Below are 23,663 nucleotides of genomic sequence, written 5' to 3' on the forward strand. Positions count from 1 at the left end.
CCCCCCCCCCCCGCGCCGGGCGGGCCCACCCCCCCCCCCCCCCCGCCGCCCCCCCCCAAACTAATACCCCTTTTTTTTTTTTTACGGGGGTGGGGGTTAAACCCCAACCCCCCAACCCGCTCCAATCGTTTGTTTTGACGTAGGGGGAAAGCGCTATGCGCTTTTCCCGGGAAAGCCGTCCGATGCTTTTCCCGGAATTCCTCCTGCGCAAAGCTTTATTCTGCCGTGATCGCGCCGCAAGCTTGTTCGGAGGAACAACCCTGGCGACGGCCATGCTTGATGCTCTGCGCCTGCTTGCCTGTCTTGCCTGCGCCCAGGCCGCCGCCTCGCCGCCGGATGCGCCGGCCGTCGACGTCGAGTTGGTGCTTGCAGTCGACATATCGCTGTCGATGGACGAAAAGGAGTTCGCCCTGCAGCGCGCCGGTTATGTCGAGGCGTTGCGACATCCTGACTTTATCAAGGCTGTTCGCGCCGGCGCCACCGGCCGGATCGCGCTCACCTATTTCGAATGGGCCGGCACGGTGCGCGACGACGCGGTCATCGGCTGGCAGATCATAGACAGCGCGGAGAGCGCCAACCTCTTTGCCGACAAGGTTGCGGCCCGCCCGTTCCGCAGTTTCCGCGGCACCTCGATTTCCGGTGCGCTGGCCTTCGGCACCGAGCTTTTCGATCACACTTCTTTCAAGGGCGAACGCAGCGTCATCGATATTTCCGGTGACGGTCCGAACAATATCGGGCCGCCGGTCACCGCCACGCGCGATGCGGCGACTGCAAAGGGCATCGTCGTCAATGGATTGCCAATCCTGATCAGTCCATCACCCACCTTCAGTCATCTCGACCAGTATTACGCGCAGTGCGTGAGCGGCGGGCCCGGTTCCTTTGTGCTGCCGATTTATGCGGCCGCCGAATTTTCGACGGCCATCCGGCGCAAGCTGATCCTCGAAGTAAGCGGCATTCGGGACGAGGCGAGAATCATGCCCGTCGACGTGGCGACGCCGATAGACTGTCTGCAGGGCGAACGGGATAGGCGGTTCTTGTCCGATCCGTATTTTCCGGAACTCGACCGGTGAGCCTTACTGGAACTTGTCATGCATGTCGTAGTCTAGAACCGGTGGACACTTTTAGGCGACATGCAATTAGGCCGGTCGGGCGCCAAACTTGTCGCGGAACTCGTTGTAGAGATCGCGGCGCCAGCGCCGGCCGTGAATATAGCCGTGCATCAGTTCCGGCAGCGTATAGCCGAGCGATTTCGACGAGCGATTGGCCATGTAGCCCTCAAATGCTTGAGGTATCCGGCCCCTCAGAATATCGGCGATAATCTGCCGCGAGATCATGTATGGCGGAATATGCGGGTAGGCGTCGGCAATATGCGGATGTTTGCCCATCAGGTTCGCATAGGCTTCGACATAGCCGTCACGGCGGCCTGAAATCGAGTTTTCCGAGTTGTATTTCGTCCAGTCGATGTCTTCGGACAACCGAGCGCCATGACGGCGCGCTAGCCGCAGCAGCAATTCCCGGTCCTGCATCCGGGTGATGTCGCTGTCATAACCGCCAATGCCCAGCAAGGCCTCGCGGCGAGCGGTTATCGCGGAGCCGGCGATGAAGATCGTCTGTGCGACCAGCGTCCGTTCCAGCATCGTCGGGCTCACGAACGCATCGCGATTGACGCAATTGGTGGCGCGATTGCCCTTCAGGGACACAAAAGAGCTGATCAATACCTGAAGTGCGGAATTGTCGTCGAAGCGGGCCAGGGTTCGTTCAAGCCGGTGCGGCAGGTAAACGTCGTCCGAATCAAGGAATGTCACCACGGGCGCCCGCGCCCGCTCGATGCCGGCATTCCTGGCGGCATTTGCGCCTCGCCATTTCGCACCGACATAAATCAGCCGCGGGTCTTGAATGCGGGCGAGTGCCGCCTCGGTTCCGTCGGTCGAGCCATCGTCAACGACAATATGCTCGAGCCTTGGCATGCTTTGGGAAAGCACGCTTTCCACGGCGCGCAACACCGTTTCGCGCCGGTTGTGGGTCGGCGTGATGACGGTAACGAGAGGTGTTGGATCCATGATCCCGGCCATGTCGTGTCAGCTGTTTCCTGCGCAGAGCTGCGCGTCTATCCAGGACTTTTCAATTCTTGGAACGGTCGAATGGATCGAACTTCCTTTCCGCGACATCCCGTAGTCGATCCGACGCTACAAAAAGCAGCTGCCCGTGTCATCCACTTTACCGATACTCGAGCCGCGCAAGCCAACGAATTCCGGTTATTAGCGCTCCATTTGCAACAGCATCGTCGAACAGAGCATATGCGAATCACCACGGAAGCGGCCTGCCGCAGCGGACAGCATATATTCCATTACCTCGAACGTAATCGTTTTATGCTCGGCATTCGGTCAGATTGCCCTTGCGAGGCCGGCAACTCGGCTTCGTTGACAAGGGAGTACAGTCATGACCGCCTACGCCGTTGCCCATATGCGCCAGGCCACGATGGGCCCGCAGATCGTCGAATATCTGCAGAAGTGGCCTGGCCACCTGATCATCATCGAATTTCCCGACAGGCAGCATGTGCATGGCTGGTACAACTCGCCCGCCTACCAGGGCAATACTCGCACTACGCACGGATAATTCGGAGGCCGATGTGGTGTTCGCCGACGGGGTCGAGCATCCGCATAAGGCGACGGATGTTCTGGAATAGTTGACTGGTCCCAAATCAATGCAACGTTGGGGGCACGGCTCAAGATGCGACAAATCGGCTAACTGTGCCCGATATAGTCGGGCACGATCTCGATTTCGTCGCGAACTATGCCGGCAGCGAAGCTAAACTGGCCCCAGAATGCCAAGCTATAAAAGACCTGACCGACAATCAGGGAGAACGGAATTTGCCAAAGCGGCATCCCTGTCTCCCGAGCATGGCCCACAATGCGTCGTGTTGTGCGCCACGACATGGTGAACCAACGGCTGAAAGACTTGGCTACCCGTCGCATGCGACTAGGCGAATTGAGGGCCACGAACTTTCGGTCGGCGTCGCGGCCTGTAACCAGGGCCCGCCAGTAAAAGAAACGCCAGCCCCGCGGTGAGTAGTGGAAGACGCGTGCGTTGACATTATGAATTTTGTGGCCTTCACGCAGCAGTTCGCGCATCAACAACGTGCAGGAAACCTTGAAGCCATTATGGTTCGGGAAAGGATGACTGACGATCCATTCGCGCCGAAACCCTACGTTGTTTGCGTTCATCGCCCGCTTCGACGCGAACCGACTGTCTCCATGGGCCATCGGAAAAAACCAGATCAAGGCAAACGTTCTTGAAAAAAAATCATCGTGCGAAAGATATGTGTATCCGTTTACACAAATAATTTTGGGGTCTTTGAATGGCTTGAGCAAACCCGGCAGCCAGCCTGGTTCCGGCACGACGTCGGAATCGATAAAGATGACGATATTTCCGTCAGCTGCCAGCATGCCATTGTTCTTCAGGTCGTAGTATCGACCTCCGGGGAAAGCTGTGAAGACCAGGTTGGAGACTTGACCCAACTGCGGTGCTTCAGCCGCGATTTTACGATGCAGCGCATCTGTTTCCGACTCTGCCGCGCCGTGAGAGATAACAACCGTCGGTCGCGCCAGGCCGCTCGCGGAAACTGCGGCGATTTCCCGCGCCAAAGCCTTCAGTCCAACGCCGATCTCGTCCCAGTCAATGGACTTGGCGTTTTCCATTTCCATGACGAGCGAGTATGTTGCGCGTTCTTCAACCATCCCGGCCCCAAATATCTATCGATAACCAGGGGGAATATAGTCGCCTCGTCGCGATGTAAAGGCAACCCGTGCTGATCAACCGGCAGCGTTTTCGCCATTGTCCGGTGTTGTCTTTGCGGTAAAATTGGGCTTGACGCCGCTTCTTAAAGAAGCCCCCGAATTCGATGACTGATGGTCTGGAATTTTGAGAGGGCAGAGTACTGCGACAGAAAGCGCTCCCTCCATTCCATATTGATTGTGTCTCTTTGAACCTCAAGGCTGGAATTGAGGGCCGACGCAGGTCCAAAAGTGATGTGGGTGCCGGCCAGATGCGCAATTTTCTCAAGGCAGGTCTGTGGGTTTGCCAAGACTTCCTCATACGTCAATGGCAGGAAGGGCAGTCCGTTCTTTGCAAGCCAGACATCCCACGCGAGATTTTCCAGTCCGATTTTCTTAAGCGATTCTGCGATGGCTGGGCCGTCGTAGCGTGGTGAATTCTGGCCTTTCTCGGTAGAGCGGAATCGTCCCGTTTGACGGGCGCGTGTCCAAGAGATCGCCTGGCCAAGAAGATCGCGGCGGGTCAAGCGGACGTAGCGCAGCGCTGGAAGGCTGGCCGGGAGGTCCACAGTCTTGGACACTTGCGAAAACTGGCTTGCAAATATTTTGACTGCGTAAATCCCCGAGGGGGTGCGTCCGTCCTTCAGTGCCCGTAAAACCTGAGCACGGGGATCTCGCGGATAATTGGGCAGTTCCAGAACGCGGCGGCCGCCGAACCACTCGAGAGGTTTGCCAAGTCCCGCACCTGCCATCAACTCGGCGAGATAGTTGCTGCCGCTCCGAGGTGACGTGCAGATCAGAATCCCGGCCTTTATCCCAGCCAGAACGTCCGGTGGAGTTTCAACGGGCAGAGGGCCTCTTCGAAAAAGATGCATGGCTAACACAGCTACCGCTTCAGCAAGAACACCGCCTGCTGGCCGAAGAAATTCCAGAACCACCACGGCATCGACAGACCTATCTTCTGGCCGTTGGCGTCGAGTGCCGTCGCCTTTTCCACTGTCGCACCGAGTTCGTCGCACAGATTGACGAAGTCGCGGATGGTGCAGAAATGGATATTGGGCGTGTCGTACCAGGAATAGGGCAGGTCCTTTGTCACCGGCATGCGACCCTGGATGAACAGCGACAGGCGCACCCGCCAATGGCCGAAATTGGGAAAGGATACGATGGCGCGGTTGCCGATCCTGAGCAGTTCGTCGAGCACCAGCTTCGGGTTGCGGGTGGCCTGCAGCGTCTGCGACAGGACGACGAAGTCAAAGCCCTTGTCGGGATAGAATTCGAGATCCTTGTCGGCATCGCCCTGGATGACCGAGAGGCCGCGCGCCACGCATTCGTTGACGCCGCGCTGCGACAGCTCCAACCCACGGCCGTCGACCTGCTTGGTGTCCTGCAGCAATTCGAGCAGCGAGCCGTCGCCCGAACCGACATCGAGCACGCGGGACTGCGGCGGGATGAGATTGGCGACGACCTCGAGGTCGACGCGCTGGTCGCGATTGACACTCATGATGCCGCCTCCTGCGTGGAGCATGATCCTGGACAGACCAGTCCGCAACTTTCCAGGGTCATGCGCTGAGCCCTCTCGCCCGGGCCGCCGAGCCGATGAAGCCGTTGATGGCGGCAAACAGTTCCGGCTCGTCCAGCAGGAAGGCATCGTGGCCGCGATCGGTCTCTATCTCGACGAAGGACACCGAGGCGCCGGCGGCGTTCAGCGCATGCACGATCGAGCGGCTCTCCTCGGTCGGAAACAGCCAGTCCGACGTGAAGGACACCAGGCAGAAGCGGGTTTTGGTACCGGCAAAAGCGTCGGCCAACCGGCCGCCATGGTCGGCTGCGAGGTCGAAATAGTCCATCGACCGGGTCATGTAGAGGTAGGAATTGGCGTCGAAGCGATCGACGAAGGTCATGCCCTGGTGGCGCAGATAGCTCTCGATCTGAAAGTCGGCGTCGAAGCCGAAGGTCAGCGCTTCGCGATCCTGCAGATTGCGGCCGAATTTCCGGTGCAGCGCGGCCTCCGACAGATAGGTGATGTGGGCGGCCATGCGCGCCACCGCCAAGCCTTTTTCCGGGCGTTTGCCGTGCTCGAAATATTTGCCGCCATGCCAGTCCGGATCGGCCATGACAGCTTGCCGGCCGACCTCGTGGAATGCGATGTTCTGCGAAGAATGGCGCGCGCCTGTGGCGATCGGCAGCGCCGAGAAGACGCGCTCCGGATAGCTCGACGCCCATTCCAGCACCTGCATGCCACCCATCGAGCCGCCGAGCACGCAGAACAGCTTTTCGATGCCGAAATGGTCGATCAGCATCTGCTGCGCGCGCACCATGTCACGGATGGTGATGATCGGCAGGTCGAGCCCATAGGGCTTGCCGGTGGCGGGATTGGTCGAGGCCGGGCCTGTGGAACCAAGACAACCACCGATGACGTTCGAGCAGATGACGAAGAAGCGGCTGGTGTCGATGATCTTGCCGGGGCCGATCAGCACTTCCCACCAACCCGGCTTGCCGGTCACCGGATTGGTGCTGGCGACGTGCTGGTCGCCGGTCAGGGCATGGCAGACGAGGATCGCGTTGGAGCGGGCGTCGTTCAGCGTGCCATAGGTCTGGTAGGCGATCTGGAACGGCGACAGCAGCGTGCCGGCGTCGAGCTTGAGCGGCTTGTCAGGCCCAAAACGCAAAACCGGGCTCGACGGCTGGTCGGCCTCGTTGTTGGTTTTGCGAGCACGCAGAGCGGCCATTGCATCCATCTCACACCTTGATCCCTGCACCGTGCTTTTCGAAAATCGACGCCGATGCGGTGTCCGGCCGGCGCGGGCAATAAAAAACCGGCATTGCAGTCGCAAAGCCGGTTACAGGATGCAAACGGCCCTTTAGCAAGTTGTTTAACGTGGCTGCAAGCCGACCGGCCAAATCACCACGGTAGTTCGTACCCCTTCTAGGGCTGCGGCAGGCCGGCGTCAACGGCCAGCCATTGTCCGGAGGCGGTCACCTCTCGACATTGCGGGCCACGGCTTGTATTTCCGCTGCGGCTTCCCTGAGGAAGCGTTCTCGACGGATTTTGCGACATGAGCCAGACACCGGACAAGGCACGTCCAACCCCGCGCGCGGGCATCATGGACATCGACGCCTATGTGCCGGGCAAGAGCACGGCGCCTACCGGCGTCGCCAAGGTCTACAAGCTTTCGTCGAACGAGAACCCGCTCGGTCCCTCGCCAAAAGCGATCGAAGCCGCGCGCGAGATTGCCGGAAAGCTCGACGTCTATCCCGACGGCACCGCCAGGCGGCTGCGCGAAGCGATCGCCGAAGTGCACGGTCTCAACCCGGCCAACATCATCTGCTCGAACGGTTCCGACGAGATCCTCGGCCTGCTGGCGCAGACTTATCTGTCGCCCGGCGACGAGGCTGTCATCACCGAACACGCCTTCATGGTCTACAAGATCTACATCCAGTCGGCGGGTGCCGTTCCGGTGACGATCAAGGAAAAAGAGGAGCGCGCCGACATCGACGCCATCCTGGCCGCCATCACGCCACGCACCAAAATCGTGTTCCTTGCCAATCCCAACAACCCGACCGGCACCTATGTGCCGTTCCAGGAGGTGCGCCGGCTGCATTCCGGTTTGCCAAGGCACGTGCTTCTGGTGCTCGACGCGGCCTATGCAGAATATGTCCGCCGCAACGATTACGAAGCCGGCATCGAGCTGGTCGGCAGCGCCGAGAATGTGGTGATGACCCGTACTTTCTCGAAGATCGGCCTTGGTGGGGCGCGGATCGGCTGGATGTACGCGCCGATGCACATCGTCGACGCGATCAACCGCGTGCGTGGCCCCTTCAACGTCAATGCAACGGCGATCGAGGCCGGCATCGCGGCGATCCGCGACCGCGCCCATGTCGAGCGCAGCGTCGCGCACAACGAGACCTGGCTGGCATGGTTGAGCGAGGAGTTCACCAAGCTTGGGCTGCGGGTGACGCCCAGCGTTGGCAATTTCGTCCTTATTCATTTCCCTGACGACCAGAAACATTCGGCAGCGGCCGCGGACGACTACCTAACGGCACGCGGCTACATATTGCGGCGCGTTTCCGGCTACGGCTTTCCCAACGCGCTGCGCATGACCGTCGGCACCGAAGAGGCCAATCGCGGCGTTGTCGCCGCACTCACGACATTCCTGAAAAGCTAGAACACCATGACATCACCGATGTTTGAAAAGATCGCGCTGGTCGGCATCGGCCTGATCGGCTCGTCGCTGGCCCGCGTCATCCGCCGCGAGGGGCTGGCTGGCCGCGTAGCCATCTCGACCCGCAGTGCCGCGACGCTGGCGCGAGCGAAAGAACTTGGGCTCGGTGATTCCTACACCACCGATGCGAGCGAAGCGGTCCGGGATGCCGATCTGGTCATCGTCTCGGTGCCGGTCGGCTCGTCCGGCGCGATCGCCGAGGAAATTGCGTCTTCATTGAAGTCGGGCGCGATCCTCACCGATGTCGGCTCGACCAAGGCATCTGTCATCGCGCAGATGCAGCCTTATGTGCCAGCCGGCGTCCACTTTATTCCCGGTCATCCGCTGGCGGGCACAGAGAAATCCGGCCCCGATGCCGGGTTTGCCGACCTATTCGACAATCGCTGGTGTATCTTCACGCCGCTGCCCGATACTGACCCGGACGCGCTGGAACGGCTGTCGGAATTCTGGCGCCGCTGCGGCGCCAACATCGACACGATGGATCCTCAGCATCACGACATGACGCTGGCCATCGTCTCGCATTTGCCGCACATCATCGCCTACAATATCGTTGGCACCGCCGATGATCTGCAGTCGGTAACCAAGTCCGAGGTGATCAAGTATTCAGCTTCGGGCTTCCGCGACTTCACCCGCCTTGCCGCTTCCGACCCGACCATGTGGCGGGACGTGTGCCTGCACAACAAGGATGCAATCCTCGAAATGCTGGCGCGGTTCTCGGAAGACCTGGCGTCGTTGCAACGCGCGATTCGCTGGGGTGACGGCGAAAAACTCTTCGACCTGTTCACCCGCACCCGGGCCGTGCGCCGCTCGATCATCGAGGCCGGCCAGGACATCGACGTGCCCGATTTTGGCCGCCAGGCGGTCGAACACCCGGCCAAGACTTAAATTTGTTTCAGGCCGGCCAGCTCGCCGCAACCATCGCCAGCGTCTCGGCTCTATTCGGTGCCCCAAGCCTGCCGCCGAAGCGCAGGCATTTGAGCGCGGCGGCCGCACTGGCAAAGCGCAAAGCATGCTCGACGGGCATGGCTTCCGCCAGGCCGACGGCGAAGGCGCCGTGAAAGACGTCGCCGGCGGCCAATGTGTCGACCGCTTTGATTCTCGGCGCCGCGACATGACGCACACAGCCTGCGGAACGGTCGTGCCACCAACTCCCCGCCGCGCCGCCAGTCACCGCGACAAAGGCGTCGGTGTGGCCGGCGAGATCGGCGCAAGCCGTTTCCGGGTCGAGCGCCTGGCCGCAGACAATGCGCGCCGCCGGCTCCGAAGCGACGATATGCGTGGCGAGCGGCAACAGCTGTTCCAGGACCTCCAGCGGCGCGGTGTCGGCATCGAGGATCGCCGGCCGGCCGACGGCGCGCGCTGCGTTGAGGGCAAGTGCTGCCGCGCCCGGCCAGCGGACATCGACCAAAACGGCGTCGAATGCCATGAGGTCGGCGACCGGCAAGGCTTCGGGATCGGCTTGGGCACGCCCGTCATAGAACGGCACGATGATGCGCTCACCATGCGCATCGACCAGGATCGAGGCCAGCGCCGAGCGAGCGCCCCCGACGCGGCGGACATAGGCGCAATCGACACCTTCGGCTTCGATCGCGGCAACGAGATGGTCGCCGACGGGATCGTCACCCGCACTAGCCCACAGCGACACCTCGGCGCCCAAGCGGTGCGCGGCGCAGGCAGCACTGGTGGCCATGCCCGAGGCGATCTGGACGCCGTCGGAGGCGATGAACTTGCCTTGATGCAGCGGCAGTGTCTCGACACGCAGGATGGTGTCCAGCGTCAGCGCGCCGACGCTAAGAAGTTTTGCCGGTCTGTTCATACAGGGACGCTTAATCGAGTGGCTTGATCTTGCCCAGCGGGATGAAGCCGAGCGAGGGCTTGCCCTTGACCACCGTCAGCAGCATCGATGGCTCGTTGCCGAGCACCGTCAGGGCAGAAAAGCCCTGCTCGATCTGGCTTTTCTGCTCGGGTATGGCGGCGCCGAGGATGGCGGCAACCGCTTTCGGGTCCTTCAGCCTGATCATCAGATCGGCGTTGACCAGGCCCTCGGCATCGACCGAAAGCGGTCCTGAAACGGTGATGCGCGCCGTGCCTGACGACAGGTAGAGGTTGCGGATTTCGATTGCCTGGCCGCGCAGGCTTTTCAGCTGCGTGCCGATCAGTGCTACGCCGTTCTTCAGCGTCGCGTCGCCGCTGGCATCGAGCGCCGGCAGCACGCGCCCGCCGATCGCGCCGGGGTCGATCTCGAGATCGCCGAAACTGCCGAGATAGTCGATGTCCGCCCCATTCGGCTGCAGTTGGCCAGCCGCCTTGCCGGCGCTGAACAATTGCACCGGATCGGAATCGTCGGCCGGATCGGTCTGGCCGGACAGGCCCTCCGCCTCCAGAGCAATCCGCTGCGGTAGCGGCCACCACAATTTGACGTTGGCCTGCAGATTGTCCCAGTCGATCCACAGCGGCGCCATGCCTGGCACGGAAGTCCTGAGCGGGCCGCGCAGATTGGCAACCGGTGACAGAGGCTGGATGATCTGGGCGGCTGCTTTGAAACTGCCGGCCGAAGCGGCGACGTTCCTGGCATCGTCCTCGTAAGCCAAATTGTCGCAAGAGACCGTAAAGCTCAGGGGATAGCCGCTGACCTGGAGGTTGGCGCAGCCGGCTTCGACGCCAGTTTTGTTCAGCGTGGCAACCGCCTTGTCGGCCTCGCTCCTTACCCGGTTGGCCAGATAGAACCAGCCGCCGCTGTAGATGGCAAACAGCACCACGACGAAGGCGGCAAGCCAGATCAGGCGGCGAAGGTTACTCGGCTGGCGTTCGTCACTTGACGTCATGCTTTGGCTCTCGTTAACGCATGGGTGTTGCGGACGGACAGTCGATCCCGCCGACAATAGGTAGACAGAGACGAATAGGTAGACGGGACAGGCTAAAAAACTCCGGTCCCGGTACGGTGTTGGCATTCTTTGCAATCAGGCGCGGCGATATGGGCGATTTTTGGGTGTTTGGCTATGGTTCGTTGATCTGGCGGCCGGGTTTCGCGCATGTCGAGACACAGCGCGCCCGCCTGCATGGGTATCGCCGGTCGCTCTGCGTCTATTCCTTCGTGCATCGCGGCACGCGTGAACGGCCGGGGCTGGTGCTCGGCCTCGACCGTGGCGGCTCCTGCGTCGGCCTGGCGTTCCGTGTTCCCGGCGACTTGCGCGACGAGGTCATCACCTATCTGCGCGACCGCGAGCTGGTCACCAATGTCTATCTCGAGCGCTTGCTCAAGATTCGTCTCGACGGGGGCCGGACTGTCGAGGCGGTGGCCTATATCGTCGACCGCCAGCACGAGCAGTATGCCGGCGCGCTCGACGAGGCGGAGGCGGCGGCCATGGTGCGTGGCGCGGTCGGCCAGTCCGGCGTCAACGAGGATTATGTGCTCAGCACACTGGAGCATCTCGAGGCGCTAGGCATTCGCGACCATTGGCTGGAGGAAGTCGCCAGGCGGGTCGCGCCTTTGTGAAGCTGGCTCTGCGGAAAAAGGCGGCCAGGCCTTTGACCTCGCTCGGCCAAGACCTAGCTTAGGCTCCGAACCTCAGCCCGCGGGCAGCATTCGCCCGCCCAATCATTCCGGAGATATGCCTTGCAGAAACGCCGTCTCGGTCGTACCGATCTTTCCATCGCACCGCTGGTTCTGGGCGGCAATGTCTTCGGCTGGACCGCCGACGAGAAAACCTCGTTCGACCTGCTCGACAGCTTCATCGGCGCCGGCCTCAACGCCGTCGATACGGCGGATGCTTATTCGCGCTGGGTGCCCGGCCACCGGGGCGGAGAGTCGGAAACCATTATCGGCAAGTGGATGAAGGACCGTGGCAATCGTGACAAGGTCATCGTGGTCACCAAGGTCGGTTCGGATATGGGACAGGGCCATAAGGACCTGTCCGCCGCATACATCGAAAAGGCCATCGACGCATCGCTGAAGCGGCTGCAGACCGACACCATCGATCTCTATCTGTCGCACTGGCCGGATCCGACGACGCCCTACGAGGAAACCCTTGGCGCCTATGAGAAGCTGCTCGCCAAGGGCAAGATCCGCTATGCCGGCTGCTCGAACCTCGACGCCGCCCAGTTGCGCGCCGCACTCGATGTGGCGAGCCTGCGCGGCCTGCCGCGTTACGAAGTGCTGCAGCCGGAATACAATCTCTACGACCGCTCGTCCTTCGACGGCCCGCTGCGTGATCTCTGCGTGGCCGAGGACATCGGCGTCATCACCTATTTCAGTCTTGCCAAGGGTTTTCTCAGCGGCAAATACCGCAGCGAGGCCGATCTTGGTCAGAGCCCGCGTGGCGGCGGTGTGAAGGACTATCTCAACGCGCGCGGATATCGCATCCTTGCGGCACTGGACGCGGTCTCGGCCAGGCATTCGGCCAAGCAAGCGGAAGTCGCGCTTGCCTGGGTGATCGCGCGGCCCGGTGTGACCGCGCCGATCGCCAGCGCCACCAGGCCCGATCAGATGGACAGCTTGATCAAGGCGGCGTCGCTGAAATTGAGCGCCGACGATATGGCCGAACTCGACAAGGCGAGCGGCTGAAGCTTTCGGCGACCGCTCCTCGCACGAACGTCCAAGACGACCCTCTTGTCTTGCCGTACCGTCCCTTTGCACGGGGCAAGGCAGAGGTGCAGATGACGGAGCCGCTTCTTTCGCAGCTGGACCTTTGGCGTCAGCTGGTCGCGCTGGTGCTTGCCGCCACGATCGTCATGGGCAGCCCAGGGCCGGCAACGATAAGCGTCACCGCCGTCGGGGCCGCCTTCGGCCTGCGCCACTCGCTGCGCTATGCCTGGGGGATCATCCTGGGCACGATCGCCGTGTTGCTGATCGTGGCGACCGGGGTCATGGCGGTGCTCACGTCGATGCCGCGGCACGCGCCGCTGCTGGCCGTCGCTTCAGCGGTCTACATCCTCTATCTCGCCTTCAAGATTGCTACGGCACCGCCCTTGGCGGCACGCGCCGCCGAGGCTTCGCGTCCAACATGGCTGGCTGGGTTCCTTCTCGCGGTCGCCAATCCAAAGGCCTATGTGGCGATCGCCGTCGTGTTCGCCTGGGCTTCGTCGAAACAGGGCGTCGCTGAGCTCGGTCCATGGCTGAGGCTGACGGTTCTCGCCCTGATGATCGTCGCCATCCATGCCGTGTGGCTCGTCGCGGGAGCAGCGTTCGCGCGCTTCCTGCGCCAGCCGGCGGCATCGCGGATTATCAATCTGGTCTTTGCCGCGACGCTGGTGTTGACCACTGCGCTGGCCGTATTCGGCTGAGAACTGCCGGCCGGAGACTTCGGCTCAGGCTTTGGTTTTTGCGGCGTGATCCAGCTCTTGCAGCCTTTTCACCGCTGTCGGTGGCAAGGCAGGTGGGTTCGGGCCGCGCGCCGCCTCGATCAGGAACTGGTCGCAGGCGGCCTCGGTCTCCCCGATCAGCCGGGCCATGAATTCGTCCTTGCTCAGTCCCGGTGGAATCGGCGGCAGGAAGCGTGCCTTGATCGTGCCGGGGTAGCGCAGGAATTTCCGGCGCGGCCAATAAAGGCCGGCGACATGGGCGACCGGCACCACCGGAACACCAAGCTGCGCATAGATTTCGACGATGCCGTATTTGTAGGCCGGCTCGTCGCCCGGCGCCCGGCGCGTGCCCTCGGGATAGATGATGAGCTGGCGGGGGTTGCGCGCCATCTCCTCCTTGGTCGCGGCGACCACGGCCTTCAGCGCCTTCGAGCGGCTGCCGCGGTTAACCGGGATCATGCGCATCTTCATGATGTACCAGCCGAAGAACGGGATCCAGGTCAGCTCTCGTTTCAAGATGTAGAGCGGGTCCTGGAGGAAGGGAAAGAAGGCGATCGTGTCCCAGAACGACTGGTGCTTGGGTGCCAGGATGAACGAGCCTGCTGGCAGGTTTTCCTGGCCGGTGATGTCGCTCTTCGTTCCAGCGATCTTGTCGAAGAGCCACATCGAGGTGCGCGACCAGAATTTCGGCACGAACCAGGCGCGGTGACGGGGCGACAGGAAATAATAGGGGGTCCAGAGGATCATCTGGACGATCAGGTTGACGTAGAAGACGAAATTGAACGTCAGCGATCTGGCATAGAGCATGGGGGAGGCCCGGTGAGGAGTTGAGCGTTGGTTACACCAAGCGCGGGGAAAAAGGAAACAAGGTGATGCGGCTCATTCACCACGCCGCCTGCGCCAGGCGTTCCCGCAGGCGAGGAGCGGCGAAGTCGAGGAAGGCGCGCAGTTTCACCGGCAGCCGGCCCTGGCCGGCGTGTACGAGATTTACGGGCCACGGCTGCGGTTCGAAGTCCTGGAGAACCGCTCTGAGGGCTCCTGACCGCACAGCGGCTACGATCTGGTAGGAAAGTACCCGTGTTATCCCGATGCCGGCAATCGCAGCGTCGATCGCGGCCTCAGCGGTGTTGACGCGGAGCCTTGAGCGAACCTGGATTGGAAGGTCGGTCTTCTCCACCGAAAAGGTCCAGGTGGCGAGGGAACTGAGACCCTCAAAGGTAATGCAGCTGTGCGTCTCAATATCTCTGGGGGTTTTCGGCGTGCCGCGTTCAGACAAATAGGCGGGGCTTGCGCAGACAACACGACGGATGGAGCCAAGCCCTGTGGCAACCATGCGCGAGTCCGGCAGCCGGCCGATGCGGATTGCGAGATCGATATGCTCCTCGGCCAAATGGCTTATCGCGTCGCCGAGCGTCAGGCGAATGTCCACTTGCGGGTAGGCGGCGAGAAACGCGGTGACGACTGGCAGCACGTGAAGGCGGCCGAAGACGATCGGCGCGGTGATGATCAATTCGCCCGTCGGGGCGCTGTACTCGCCGCCGGCGACCCGCTCGGCCTCGCCGACCTCGTCGAGAATGCGGCGGCATGCGGCGAGGTAGGCGTCGCCCGCATCGGTCAGCGTCAGCCGCCGCGTCGACCGGTTCAGCAGGCGTGTCTGAAGATGACGCTCTAGGTCGGAGACCTTGCGGCTGACCGTGGCAAGTGGAACGCCCGAACGGCGCGCGGCAGCGGACAAACTGCCAGCCTCGACCGTGGCAACGAAAAGGGACATGGCTTCGAGGCGGTCCATTGTTTATTCCAGAAATTGGAAGGATAGATTGCAATTATGGCATCTACATCTGCAATGTGAAAGGATGCATATAAGACGGGCACCTCAAAAGGAAATCGTCATGCCCCGCATCGTTACCCTGTCATCCATTGCCGCCGCTCCAACAGCCGCGCAACCCATGCTGCACGCTGTCGAGAAGCAGCTCGGTGTCGTGCCGAACCTGTTTAGGATGGTTGCAAACAGCCCGGCCGCGCTGGAAGGCTACCTCGGCATGTCGGGGGCGCTTGCCAGGGGCCGCCTGCCGGCGCCAACGCGCGAACGTATCGCGCTCGCGGTCGCCGAGGTCAATGGTTGCAGCTACTGTCTTTCCGCCCACACCTACCTCGGCAAGAACCTCGCAAGGCTCGACGACGCCGAAATGATTGCCAACCGCCACGGCGGTTCCACCGATCCCAAGGCGGGCGCGGCTGTCCGTTTCGCCGCCAAGGTCGCCCACAGCCGCGGCCATGTCGGCGACGAGGACCTCGCAGCCGTCAGGCTGGCAGGCTATGACGATGGTGAGATCATTGAGATCGTCCAGCACGTCGCCCTGAACGTCTGGACCAACTATATCAATGAGGTTGCCCGGACCGAGATCGATTTTCCGGTTGTTTCTGCCCGCGATGCTGCCTGACTCCGGAAAGGCCAGGCGGTGTCCGCCGGTCTCCGCCACGCACGCCGCAGAGGAATGTCATGTCTGAGAGCCGACCACCGCTTCCACCGTTCACAGCCGAGACCGCCGCACAGAAGGCGCGCATGGCCGAGGACGCCTGGAACTCGCGCGATCCGGCACGGGTCGCGCTCGCCTACACAATGGACAGTCGCTGGCGTAACCGGACCGAATTCCTGCAAGGGCGCGATGCCATCCAGGCGTTCCTGACGCGCAAATGGAGCCGCGAGCTTGACTATAGGCTGATCAAGGAGGTCTGGGCCTTCCACGCCAACCGGATCGCGGTGCGCTTCGCCTATGAGTGGCGCGACGACAGCGGTTCATGGTTCCGCAGCTACGGCAACGAGAATTGGGAATTCGACGAACACGGGCTGATGCGCCTGCGCATCGCCAGCATCAACGACCTGCCGATCGGCGAGGCTGACCGCAAATATCACTGGCCGCTCGGCCGGCGGCCGGATGACCACCCAACACTGTCGGAACTCGGGCTTTAGAGCAATTCCAGGAGGCTTTCGATGAACGCGCATGCTTTCACCAGCGACGTCGCCTTCACGCCGACGATCAAGGCGATCCAGGCCCGCAAGGGCTCACGCCAATCCTATGCCCGCGTCGAGCAGCGTGGCGGCTGGCAAGCTGCCATCACCCCCGACCTTGCCGCCTTCATCGAGATGCAGACCAGCGTCTTCCTGGCGACGGCCAATGGCGATGGCCAGCCCTACATCCAGCACCGCGGCGGGCCGGCCGGCTTCCTCAAGGTGCTGGATGAACACACGATCGGCTTCGCGGATTTTGCCGGCAACCGGCAGTTCATCACGCAGGGCAATCTGGCCGACAATCCGCAGGCCTTCCTGTTCCTGGTCGACTATATGCATCGGCAACGCATCAAGCTCTGGGGCACGGCGCGCGCTGTCGAGAACGATGCCGAACTGCTGGCGAAACTGATGCCGCAAGATTACAAGGCACGTCCCGAGCAGGTCATCCTGTTCACGATCACGGCCTGGGATGCCAATTGCCCGCAGCATATCCCGCAGCGTTTCGAGGCGGCCGACGTGGCAGCGGCACTCGGTGAACGGGACAGGCGCATCGAGCGTCTTGAACAGGAGGTCGCACGGCTCAAGGAGGTGTCGGGCGCGGCTGCCAGGGCCGCCAGGGCAGGCGCGGCCGCCGGGGAATAATGGTTCAGCCGCCGGCTGCGGTTTCGGCCAGCGCGATGCCGTTGGGCGTCGGCTTGACCGGGACGATGCCACGCGCCAGCGCCAGCAAATATTTGTTGTACTCGGTGAACAGCACACGCAATGCCCGCGGCTTGGTCAGCCAGCCGCCATTGTCGAGGTTGGAATTGACCACCGGATAGGGCTCAAGCTTGGCGCCATGCAGCAGCCGGCCCATTTCCAGCAGACTGCGCGGCATATGATAATTGTTGGTGACGAGGATCACTGTGCCATAGGCATGGCTCTCGACCCATTTGGCGCTTTCCTCGGCATTGCCGATCGTATCGAGCGCGGCACGGTCGATGTCGACGCAGCAGGAGAACAGCCTGACGTCGCCACCGGTCGCCGCCTGCAACTGGCGACGGCTGGCGGAAGGATGCACACCGCTGATCAGCAGCCGCTCGCCCTTGCCTGACGCCAGCAGGTCCATGGCCGCATCGAGGCGGGATTGGCCGCCGGTCAGGACGATGATTGCATCAGCCTTGGCTGGATTGGCAGGCGTCGTCAGGTGGCTGACCTTGTTCGCGAACCAGCCGAAGCCCCCGGCAAACAATGTCGCGAGGACGAGCAAGGAGAGAGCGGATATACGCAACGCGGCCCTTAGACGGCTCATCGTGTTGCGGTCATGCGAACGGGCAACCACCACTGGCATCTGTCCAGCCGTACCGGTCGTATCCCGCGCGTCCATCGCCATATGGTTAATCCTGAAATGCGGACTTGGGTAGGTAAAAGACGCACTTTGCGTTACGCGAATTCTCCATCCGTGATCATCTTGCCTCGTCAGCCTGCATCCGGTTGGCGAACATCGATGTCGCTGAGATAGGCGACTACGGTGGCGTGCGAGGTTGCCGCCGTCAGCCCGCCGATCACCAGCACCATCAAGACGACACCGAGATACCCAGCCGAGCCGATAGCGAAATTGCCGAACAGGGCAGTTGCCTGGTCGGCCTGCGGCGTTGCCATGTTGCGCGACGACCACCAGGAAAAGACGATGAAGACGAGTACCGCCGCGGCACCGCCGGCCGCCGCTCCCTTCATGCCAGTGACCAGGAAATGTCGCCGGAATTCGCGTGCGATGAAGCGTGCCTCGGCACCGACGAAATGCAGCACCTCGATGATGTGGCCATTGCCGGCCATGGCGCCGCGTGTTGCGAACACCACGGTCAGCACCGTCGCCGACAGCATCAACGCCAGCACGGCGATGCCGATGGTCACAGTGGTGCGGGCCATGGCAACCAGCCGGTCGACCCAGGTGCGGTGATCGTCGAGCGAGGCACTCGGCAGTTTCGGCGTGATCGCGGCGCGCATCGCGGCGAAATCGGGTGGGCTGCTTTCGTCGATAGTGACGATGATCAGGCGCGGCACCGGCAATTCGTCGATGTTGAGGCCTGAACCCAGCCACGGTTCCAACAGCCTGGCGGTCGCCTCGCGATCGATGATCCGGGTTGCCTTGACGCCGGGAAACTCGCCGGCGATCTGGGAGGCCCGGGCAAGGGCTGCCTCCATGTCGAGGCCGTCGACCGGCTTGATCTGGATCGTCGCCTCGCGCGAAATCTGGTTCTCCCAGACGGACGCGGTGTCGCGCACAAGCGTCACCGCGCCGAAGGTCAGGCAGGACAGGAATGTCATGATGGCGATGACCAGCACCAGCGCCCGGCCGGCGATGTTCTGCGCCGGCACGATCGGTGCCATCCTGCGCTGGGCGCGGGCCCCTGCCTTTGCCGCCTCGGCGTCCTGGTCTCGTTCCACAAGATGTTCGGCGGACAGTTCAGTCATAGATGTCCAGCCTTCCGCCGGCCAGGATCATGCGACGCGCGTCGACCTGTTCCATCAAGCCGAGATCGTGGGTAGCGATCACCACGGCGGTGCCGAGACGATTGAGCTCGATGAACAGCCGCAGCAGGCGTCGCGCCAGCGGCGGATCGACATTGCCGGTCGGTTCGTCGGCCAGCAGGATCTCCGGCTGCTCGATCAGTGCTCGCGCGATCGCGGCGCGCTGCTTCTCGCCGCCGGACAGAACCGGCGGCAGCACGTGCATACGTTCGCCCAGCCCAACCCACTTCAACAGCTCGGTGACATCGGTGCGGTAGCTTGCTTCCTCGCGCCCGCGCACGCGCAGCGGCAGCGCGACGTTCTCGTAGGTAGTCATGTGATCGAGCAGGCGAAAGTCCTGGAACACGACGCCGATGCGCCGCCGCAGATGCGGCAGTTCGGAGCGCGAGATACGTGACCGGTCCTTGCCGAAGATGGTGATCAGCCCGCGCGTCGGCTTCAGCGACATGAACAGCAGGCGCAGCAACGTCGTCTTGCCGGCGCCCGAAGGCCCACTCAGGAACTGGAAGGAGCGCTCCGGAATGTGCAGGGAGATGTCGCGGAGGATTTCCGGACCCATGCCATAACGGAGGCCGACATTTTCGAAGCGAATCAATTTCGGCGACCTGAAATTCGGCACGGCGGCGAGCCGGCCTGTTCTGGGTAAAGACCATCGGCCGGCATGGTTAACCGGCGGTTAATTCCTGGGCTCTTTCGGCTCGTCACGAGGGCTCCGGTGGGGAAGCGTTAACCATTTGTGTTTACGCAAAAGAAACGAAAAGCGAACACGTGCTGCAATGCTGGGGCCATGATGGCTGACGATCGAACCGCGCGCCCGGTTTCCGGCGAAATCATGACCGATCCGGCGGCAATTGCCGCTAAGGACCGGTTCATGCGTGGTCCCGCTGCCGACGTCGTCGATGCCGATTATGTGGTGATGCCGCGTCTTGTCCCCGCCGTGGAAAGCGTTTCGCCGCTGCCGCGTGCGATCGTCACACCGGCCATCGAGGGCATGGACATGCTGCGCAAGCCCGAGGCCCCGGCGGAACGGCCGCCGGCCTCGCGCGGCGGACCGATCTTCTGGATCGCCGGCGTCGGCGCCGCGTTGGCCGCTTTCTGGGTCTCCGGCGGGCATGCGCTGGTGCGCCAGGCGTCGTTCCTGTCCAGCGCGCAGCCCTCGGCGCTCAGCATTTCAGGCGTCACCTCACGCGTCGACGCGTCGGGCCCGAACCCAGCGCTGTTCGTCGATGGCGAGGCCGTCAATGATGGCGCGAAACCGGTGCAACTGCCGCCGCTCGAAATTCGGGTGACGAGCAATGACGGGCGCACAACCCGCTATACGTTGGGGACATCCGGCCGCTCGCTGGCGTCGGGCGAAAGATTCGGCTTTGCCAGCCGGCTCGACGTGCCTAAGTACGGCGTAAGAGCCGTCTTAGTCACTTTCGCTCAATAGGCGACTACCGAGGAACACCAATGCCAATCGTACGCGGCAAGGACATCGAAGTCCTGTTTTCAGCATCGGCGATCGCCCGGCGCAACCTCGAACTCGCCAAGGAGATCGCCGGCCACGACTATCACGATCTGCTGGTGATCTCGGTGCTGAAGGGCTCGTTCATCTTCGCCGCCGATCTCATCCGTGCCATGCACGATGTCGGCTTGTCGCCGGAGGTCGAGTTCATCTTCATCTCCAGCTACGGCGCGGGCACCACCAGCGGCGAGGTGAGGGTGCTGCGCGACATCGACAACGAGGTCACCGGCCGCGACGTGCTGTTGATCGACGACATTCTCGAATCGGGCAAGACGCTAAGCTTCACCCGCGACCTGATGCTGTCGAGGGGCGCAAAAAGTTGTTCCATCGCCGTGCTGCTCGACAAGCGCATGCGTCGACAGACCGCACTCAACGCTGACTATGTCGGCTTCGACTGTCCCGACTATTTCGTCGTCGGCTACGGCATGGATGTCGCGCACGCTTTTCGCGAACTGCCTTTTGTCGGCGTCGTGAAAGGCGATGTCTGAGCGACTTCCAAAAAGATCCGCCGACCGTGGCCGCTTTCAGGAAAAGTCAACTTTTCGCGGCCAAATATGCCGGCCATGGCAAAGCTTCTGATCGTCGAGGACGATGAGTCCGTCCGCACCCTGGCCGCCCGCGCGCTTGAACGCGCAGGGCATGCGATCGAGGTCGCGGCGGACGGCGCGCAAGGGCTTTCACTGATCCAGGCCGCAAAAGGCGGCTACGATCTCGTCGTCTCCGACATCCGCATGCCGGAGATGGACGGCATCGAGATGGCGATTGCGGCGTCGGCCCTTTTTCCGTCAATGAAGATCATGCTGATGACTGGCTATGCCGACCAACGCGAGCGCGCCGAGGAGTTGGACGGCGTTATCCTCGATGTCGTGCAGAAGCCCTTTACGCTGGCCGAAATCCGCTCGCGGGTCGAACGGGCACTGATCTGCTTCGCCTGATCAGGCTGGATCGGCAGCAGTGAGCACGGGTGGAGCGCTCTTGCGCCGTTCGGTGTTGAGGGCCAGCAGGCCGGCGCCGATGATGAGGGCCGCGCCAATGACGGTCGTCGACCGCGGGACCTCGGCGAAGAACAGGAAACCCCACAGCGGCGACCACAGGATGCCGGTATATTCGAAGGTGGCAACGCGGTTGGCCGGCGCCATCCGATAGGCCTGCGACAGCAGGATCATGCCGGCGGAGGCGACGATACCGCAGGCCGCCATCTTGAGAAAATCCGGCAGCGTCGGCCACAGCCAGGGCCGCACCAGGAATTCCACGCTGGGGTGGACGGCATGGGTGATGCCGGCAAGGTGGAACACGCCGGCAACGACAGCGGCGCCAACCAGATAGGCGCCGTTCTGATAGAAGGCCATGACGGTCGACGATTCGGTGTCGCCGATCTTGCGGGCCATCAGTTGCGAGAAGCCATAGAGCGCCGCCGAGCCCAGCGACAGGAGTGCTGCCATGTCGAACAGTCCGGTGCCGGGGCGCAGCATCACGAGCACGCCAAGCAACCCGATCAACACGGTCGCCAGCGTCTGCCACGAGACGCGCTCGCCGAGATACGGCCCGGCCAGCGCCATGATGAACAGCGGCGCCATGAAATAGAGCGCCACCGCATCGGCCAGCGGCAGAGCGGCGATTGCCAGATAGTAGACCGTATAGGAGGTGAACTGGATGAAGGCGCGCATGGTCAGCATGCCGAATCGCTTCGACAGGATCGCCCGCAGGCCGACATCGGCATGGACCAGAACAATCAGGATCGGCAGAGCGACGATCGAGCGGATCGCCATCACTTCGGTCACCGGATAGCCGCTCGATACGGCTTTGACGAGCGGGTCCTGCAGCGAGAAGACCAGCACGCCCAGGCACAGGCTCAGGATGCCGCGCACCATCCGATTCTGCATCTGCATCCAAGCTCCTGCGTATACGATCCGAAGCTGTCGCTTGCGGGGTAAAAAGAACCCGCCACCGTTTCGGGCAGCGGGCACGAGTGAGGACTCTTGATTGGTCCGCGGCTGATTTCGCAGCCGCATATCCAATGGGAAAGGCCACTATCATCCTGGGTTTGACATGTTGCAAACGAATTGGAATGATACCAGCGATCAAATTTCCTTATGGCGGATTTCATGCGACCAACCCTCGACAGCGACCTCCTGCGCACCTTCGTGGCCATTGCCGAAGCCGGCAATTTCACCAAAGCGGCCGAGCAGGCTGGCCGCACCCAGTCGGCGGTCTCGATGCAGATGAAGAAGCTCGAAGAGCTGATCGGCGACAGCCTGTTCGAACGCGGTTCGCGCGGCGTCGCGCTGACGCGGCGCGGCGGCGAACTCATCGTCAATGCCCGCCGCATCGTTTCGCTGCTCGACGAGACGGCGGCGTCGATGGCGGCGGCGCCGCTTGGCGGGCCGGTGCGCATCGGCATTCCGGAGGAGTATGGCCACGCTATCCTGTCGCGCGCGCTCGGTGCCTTTTCGAAGCGTCACACGCAGGTCGAGGTCACGGTGCGCTATGCGCATTCAGGGGCACAGATAGCGGCGCTCGCCGCCGGAGAACTCGATCTGTGCGTGGTGTTCGAATGGCAGGATCCTGCCGGCGGCGAAGTGCTGATGCACGATCCGACCGTGTGGGTGACATCGACCCTGCACCATATGCATGAGGAGCAGCCTGTGCCGATCGCGCTCTACAACCGGGCTGGCTGGTGCAAGGACTTCGCCATCAAGTCACTGGAGCAGCGCAATCTTGCCTATCGTGTCGCCTATACCAGCGACACCACTGGCGGCCTCAAGCTCGCCGTCACCTCCGGACTGGCGATCGCGCCGATTTCGCGCAGCAACATCCCAAGCGGCTGTCGCGAACTGACGGCCGCGGACGGGTTCGGCGACATCGATTCCTCGAATGTGGTGATGCACCGCAACCCCAATGCCTCAGGTGAGGCGATCGACGGCATGCAGGAGGCAATCCGCGAAGCGTTCGTCAACAGGCAGGATCACCCCGCGGCATCCTCGTAGAAATGCAGGCGGTTGCCGAACGGGTCGGCGACCGATACCTCACGGGTCTTCCATGGCGTCTCTTCCAGGCCCGGCCTGGCGAAGCGGTATTTTTTGCCGATCAGTTCGCGATGCAGTGCGGTGATGTCCTCGACCTTGATGCGCATGGCAATGCCGGGTGCACCGTCGCCGTGATGTTCGCTGAGATGCAGGACGCAGTCGTCGCGGCCGACCGCCATGTAGAGCGGTGCGTCGTCGTCGAAGCGATGTTCCCACTGCACCTCGAAGCCGAGGAAGCCGACATAGAATTCACGCGCCTTGGCAATATCGAAGATGCGCAGGATGGGGGTGACGGCGCCAAGTTTGGGCATG

Annotated in this window: 27 protein-coding genes, 1 pseudogene and 1 riboswitch; of the genes and pseudogenes, 14 read left to right on the forward strand and 14 right to left on the reverse strand. The window is 62.3% G+C overall.

Going from position 1 to position 23,663, the window contains the following annotated elements:
- The first annotated feature begins 272 nt into the window (after window positions 1-272).
- On the forward strand, window positions 273-1,070 hold the full coding sequence (locus NKJ89_RS17740; RefSeq protein ID WP_352604315.1) for a DUF1194 domain-containing protein: 798 nt from the start codon (window positions 273-275) through the stop codon (window positions 1,068-1,070).
- A gap of 66 nt (window positions 1,071-1,136) precedes the next feature.
- Here NKJ89_RS17740 and NKJ89_RS17745 read toward each other — a convergent pair whose 3' ends face one another.
- Window positions 1,137-2,072 (reverse strand): glycosyltransferase family 2 protein, encoded by a 936-nt coding sequence (locus tag NKJ89_RS17745; RefSeq protein WP_352604317.1) that lies wholly within the window; start codon window positions 2,070-2,072, stop codon window positions 1,137-1,139.
- Between the two features lie 367 nt (window positions 2,073-2,439).
- Between NKJ89_RS17745 and NKJ89_RS17750 the strand changes: the two are divergent.
- A pseudogene (locus tag NKJ89_RS17750) lies at window positions 2,440-2,686 on the forward strand (DUF1330 domain-containing protein).
- 58 nt (window positions 2,687-2,744) lie between these two features.
- On the opposite strand, the gene NKJ89_RS17755 reads toward NKJ89_RS17750, so the two are convergent.
- The 4 genes from NKJ89_RS17755 to metX form a co-directional block, all read right to left on the reverse strand.
- Entirely contained in the window at window positions 2,745-3,737 is a 993-nt protein-coding gene (locus NKJ89_RS17755) for a glycosyltransferase (protein ID WP_352604319.1), read from the reverse strand.
- Between the two features lie 143 nt (window positions 3,738-3,880).
- Complete coding sequence (locus tag NKJ89_RS17760) at window positions 3,881-4,711, reverse strand: Stf0 family sulfotransferase (protein WP_352604321.1); 831 nt, start codon at window positions 4,709-4,711, stop codon at window positions 3,881-3,883.
- Window positions 4,660-5,274, reverse strand: coding sequence for a methionine biosynthesis protein MetW (gene metW / locus NKJ89_RS17765; RefSeq protein WP_023757246.1), 615 nt, complete (start codon window positions 5,272-5,274; stop codon window positions 4,660-4,662). The genes NKJ89_RS17760 and metW overlap by 52 nt, the downstream gene beginning before the upstream one ends.
- A gap of 58 nt (window positions 5,275-5,332) precedes the next feature.
- Window positions 5,333-6,502: a homoserine O-acetyltransferase MetX gene (gene metX, locus NKJ89_RS17770; RefSeq protein ID WP_352604323.1), complete on the reverse strand. Its 1,170-nt coding sequence runs from the start codon at window positions 6,500-6,502 to the stop codon at window positions 5,333-5,335.
- Window positions 6,503-6,614: 112 nt separating this feature from the next.
- Window positions 6,615-6,692: riboswitch (SAM riboswitch) on the reverse strand.
- A 137-nt stretch (window positions 6,693-6,829) separates the two neighbouring features.
- Here metX and hisC point away from each other — a divergent pair.
- Window positions 6,830-7,939 carry a histidinol-phosphate transaminase gene (gene hisC / locus NKJ89_RS17775; protein WP_352604325.1) on the forward strand — a complete coding sequence of 370 codons (1,110 nt, stop codon included), beginning with the start codon at window positions 6,830-6,832 and terminating at the stop codon, window positions 7,937-7,939.
- A gap of 6 nt (window positions 7,940-7,945) precedes the next feature.
- A complete protein-coding gene (locus tag NKJ89_RS17780; RefSeq protein ID WP_352604327.1) occupies window positions 7,946-8,881 on the forward strand; it encodes a prephenate/arogenate dehydrogenase family protein in 936 nt (311 codons plus the stop codon).
- 7 nt (window positions 8,882-8,888) lie between these two features.
- Here the strand turns inward: NKJ89_RS17780 and NKJ89_RS17785 are convergent, their stop codons facing one another.
- Both NKJ89_RS17785 and NKJ89_RS17790 read right to left on the reverse strand, forming a co-directional pair.
- A complete protein-coding gene (locus NKJ89_RS17785; protein WP_352604329.1) occupies window positions 8,889-9,812 on the reverse strand; it encodes a sugar kinase in 924 nt (307 codons plus the stop codon).
- 10 nt (window positions 9,813-9,822) lie between these two features.
- Complete coding sequence (locus tag NKJ89_RS17790; RefSeq protein WP_352604331.1) at window positions 9,823-10,821, reverse strand: DUF2125 domain-containing protein; 999 nt, start codon at window positions 10,819-10,821, stop codon at window positions 9,823-9,825.
- 149 nt (window positions 10,822-10,970) lie between these two features.
- On the opposite strand from NKJ89_RS17790, the gene NKJ89_RS17795 reads away from it, so the two are divergent.
- The 3 genes from NKJ89_RS17795 to NKJ89_RS17805 all read left to right on the forward strand — a co-directional run bounded on the left by NKJ89_RS17795 (window position 10,971) and on the right by NKJ89_RS17805 (window position 13,279).
- On the forward strand, window positions 10,971-11,492 hold the full coding sequence (locus NKJ89_RS17795; protein WP_352604333.1) for a gamma-glutamylcyclotransferase: 522 nt from the start codon (window positions 10,971-10,973) through the stop codon (window positions 11,490-11,492).
- 120 nt (window positions 11,493-11,612) lie between these two features.
- Entirely contained in the window at window positions 11,613-12,560 is a 948-nt protein-coding gene (locus NKJ89_RS17800) for an aldo/keto reductase (protein ID WP_352604336.1), read from the forward strand.
- A gap of 92 nt (window positions 12,561-12,652) precedes the next feature.
- Window positions 12,653-13,279 carry a LysE family translocator gene (locus tag NKJ89_RS17805; RefSeq protein WP_352604338.1) on the forward strand — a complete coding sequence of 209 codons (627 nt, stop codon included), beginning with the start codon at window positions 12,653-12,655 and terminating at the stop codon, window positions 13,277-13,279.
- A 24-nt stretch (window positions 13,280-13,303) separates the two neighbouring features.
- Here NKJ89_RS17805 and NKJ89_RS17810 read toward each other — a convergent pair whose 3' ends face one another.
- Together NKJ89_RS17810 and NKJ89_RS17815 are read right to left on the reverse strand one after the other, a co-directional pair.
- Entirely contained in the window at window positions 13,304-14,104 is an 801-nt protein-coding gene (locus NKJ89_RS17810) for a lysophospholipid acyltransferase family protein (protein WP_352604340.1), read from the reverse strand.
- Between the two features lie 76 nt (window positions 14,105-14,180).
- Entirely contained in the window at window positions 14,181-15,086 is a 906-nt protein-coding gene (locus tag NKJ89_RS17815; protein ID WP_023757239.1) for a LysR family transcriptional regulator, read from the reverse strand.
- Window positions 15,087-15,186: 100 nt separating this feature from the next.
- On the opposite strand from NKJ89_RS17815, the gene NKJ89_RS17820 reads away from it, so the two are divergent.
- The 3 genes from NKJ89_RS17820 to NKJ89_RS17830 are packed head-to-tail and all read left to right on the forward strand — an operon-like array spanning window position 15,187 to window position 16,949.
- A complete protein-coding gene (locus NKJ89_RS17820; RefSeq protein WP_023757238.1) occupies window positions 15,187-15,738 on the forward strand; it encodes a carboxymuconolactone decarboxylase family protein in 552 nt (183 codons plus the stop codon).
- A gap of 59 nt (window positions 15,739-15,797) precedes the next feature.
- The gene (locus tag NKJ89_RS17825; protein WP_352604342.1) at window positions 15,798-16,268 is read left to right on the forward strand and encodes a nuclear transport factor 2 family protein; all 471 of its coding nucleotides are present in this window, start codon (window positions 15,798-15,800) and stop codon (window positions 16,266-16,268) included.
- A gap of 21 nt (window positions 16,269-16,289) precedes the next feature.
- Window positions 16,290-16,949, forward strand: a complete 660-nt coding sequence (locus NKJ89_RS17830; protein ID WP_352604344.1) for a pyridoxamine 5'-phosphate oxidase family protein — start codon at window positions 16,290-16,292, stop codon at window positions 16,947-16,949.
- Window positions 16,950-16,953: 4 nt separating this feature from the next.
- Here NKJ89_RS17830 and NKJ89_RS17835 read toward each other — a convergent pair whose 3' ends face one another.
- From NKJ89_RS17835 to ftsE, 3 genes are all read right to left on the reverse strand, one after another.
- Window positions 16,954-17,679, reverse strand: coding sequence for a YdcF family protein (locus NKJ89_RS17835; RefSeq protein WP_352604346.1), 726 nt, complete (start codon window positions 17,677-17,679; stop codon window positions 16,954-16,956).
- Window positions 17,680-17,765: 86 nt separating this feature from the next.
- Complete coding sequence (locus tag NKJ89_RS17840) at window positions 17,766-18,761, reverse strand: cell division protein FtsX (RefSeq protein WP_352604348.1); 996 nt, start codon at window positions 18,759-18,761, stop codon at window positions 17,766-17,768.
- Window positions 18,754-19,413: a cell division ATP-binding protein FtsE gene (ftsE, locus tag NKJ89_RS17845; RefSeq protein ID WP_023757234.1), complete on the reverse strand. Its 660-nt coding sequence runs from the start codon at window positions 19,411-19,413 to the stop codon at window positions 18,754-18,756. Before ftsE ends, NKJ89_RS17840 begins: the two co-directional genes overlap by 8 nt.
- A gap of 192 nt (window positions 19,414-19,605) precedes the next feature.
- Between ftsE and NKJ89_RS17850 the strand changes: the two genes are divergently transcribed.
- From NKJ89_RS17850 to NKJ89_RS17860, 3 genes are all read left to right on the forward strand, one after another.
- Complete coding sequence (locus tag NKJ89_RS17850; RefSeq protein ID WP_023757233.1) at window positions 19,606-20,250, forward strand: cadherin-like beta sandwich domain-containing protein; 645 nt, start codon at window positions 19,606-19,608, stop codon at window positions 20,248-20,250.
- Window positions 20,251-20,270: 20 nt separating this feature from the next.
- Window positions 20,271-20,813, forward strand: a complete 543-nt coding sequence (hpt, locus tag NKJ89_RS17855) for a hypoxanthine phosphoribosyltransferase (protein ID WP_023757232.1) — start codon at window positions 20,271-20,273, stop codon at window positions 20,811-20,813.
- A 75-nt stretch (window positions 20,814-20,888) separates the two neighbouring features.
- Complete coding sequence (locus tag NKJ89_RS17860; protein WP_023757231.1) at window positions 20,889-21,260, forward strand: response regulator; 372 nt, start codon at window positions 20,889-20,891, stop codon at window positions 21,258-21,260.
- Here the strand turns inward: NKJ89_RS17860 and NKJ89_RS17865 are convergent, their stop codons facing one another.
- Complete coding sequence (locus NKJ89_RS17865; protein WP_023757230.1) at window positions 21,261-22,208, reverse strand: DMT family transporter; 948 nt, start codon at window positions 22,206-22,208, stop codon at window positions 21,261-21,263.
- 222 nt (window positions 22,209-22,430) lie between these two features.
- On the opposite strand from NKJ89_RS17865, the gene NKJ89_RS17870 reads away from it, so the two are divergent.
- Entirely contained in the window at window positions 22,431-23,312 is an 882-nt protein-coding gene (locus NKJ89_RS17870) for a LysR family transcriptional regulator (protein ID WP_352604350.1), read from the forward strand.
- On the opposite strand, the gene NKJ89_RS17875 is transcribed toward NKJ89_RS17870, so the two are convergent.
- Window positions 23,291-23,662, reverse strand: a complete 372-nt coding sequence (locus NKJ89_RS17875; protein ID WP_352604352.1) for a glyoxalase superfamily protein — start codon at window positions 23,660-23,662, stop codon at window positions 23,291-23,293. The genes NKJ89_RS17870 and NKJ89_RS17875 overlap by 22 nt on opposite strands.
- Between the last annotated feature and the right edge of the window lies 1 nt (window position 23,663).

The sequence above is a fragment of the Mesorhizobium sp. M0047 genome (assembly GCF_040323315.1).
GTDB lineage: Bacteria > Pseudomonadota > Alphaproteobacteria > Rhizobiales > Rhizobiaceae > Mesorhizobium.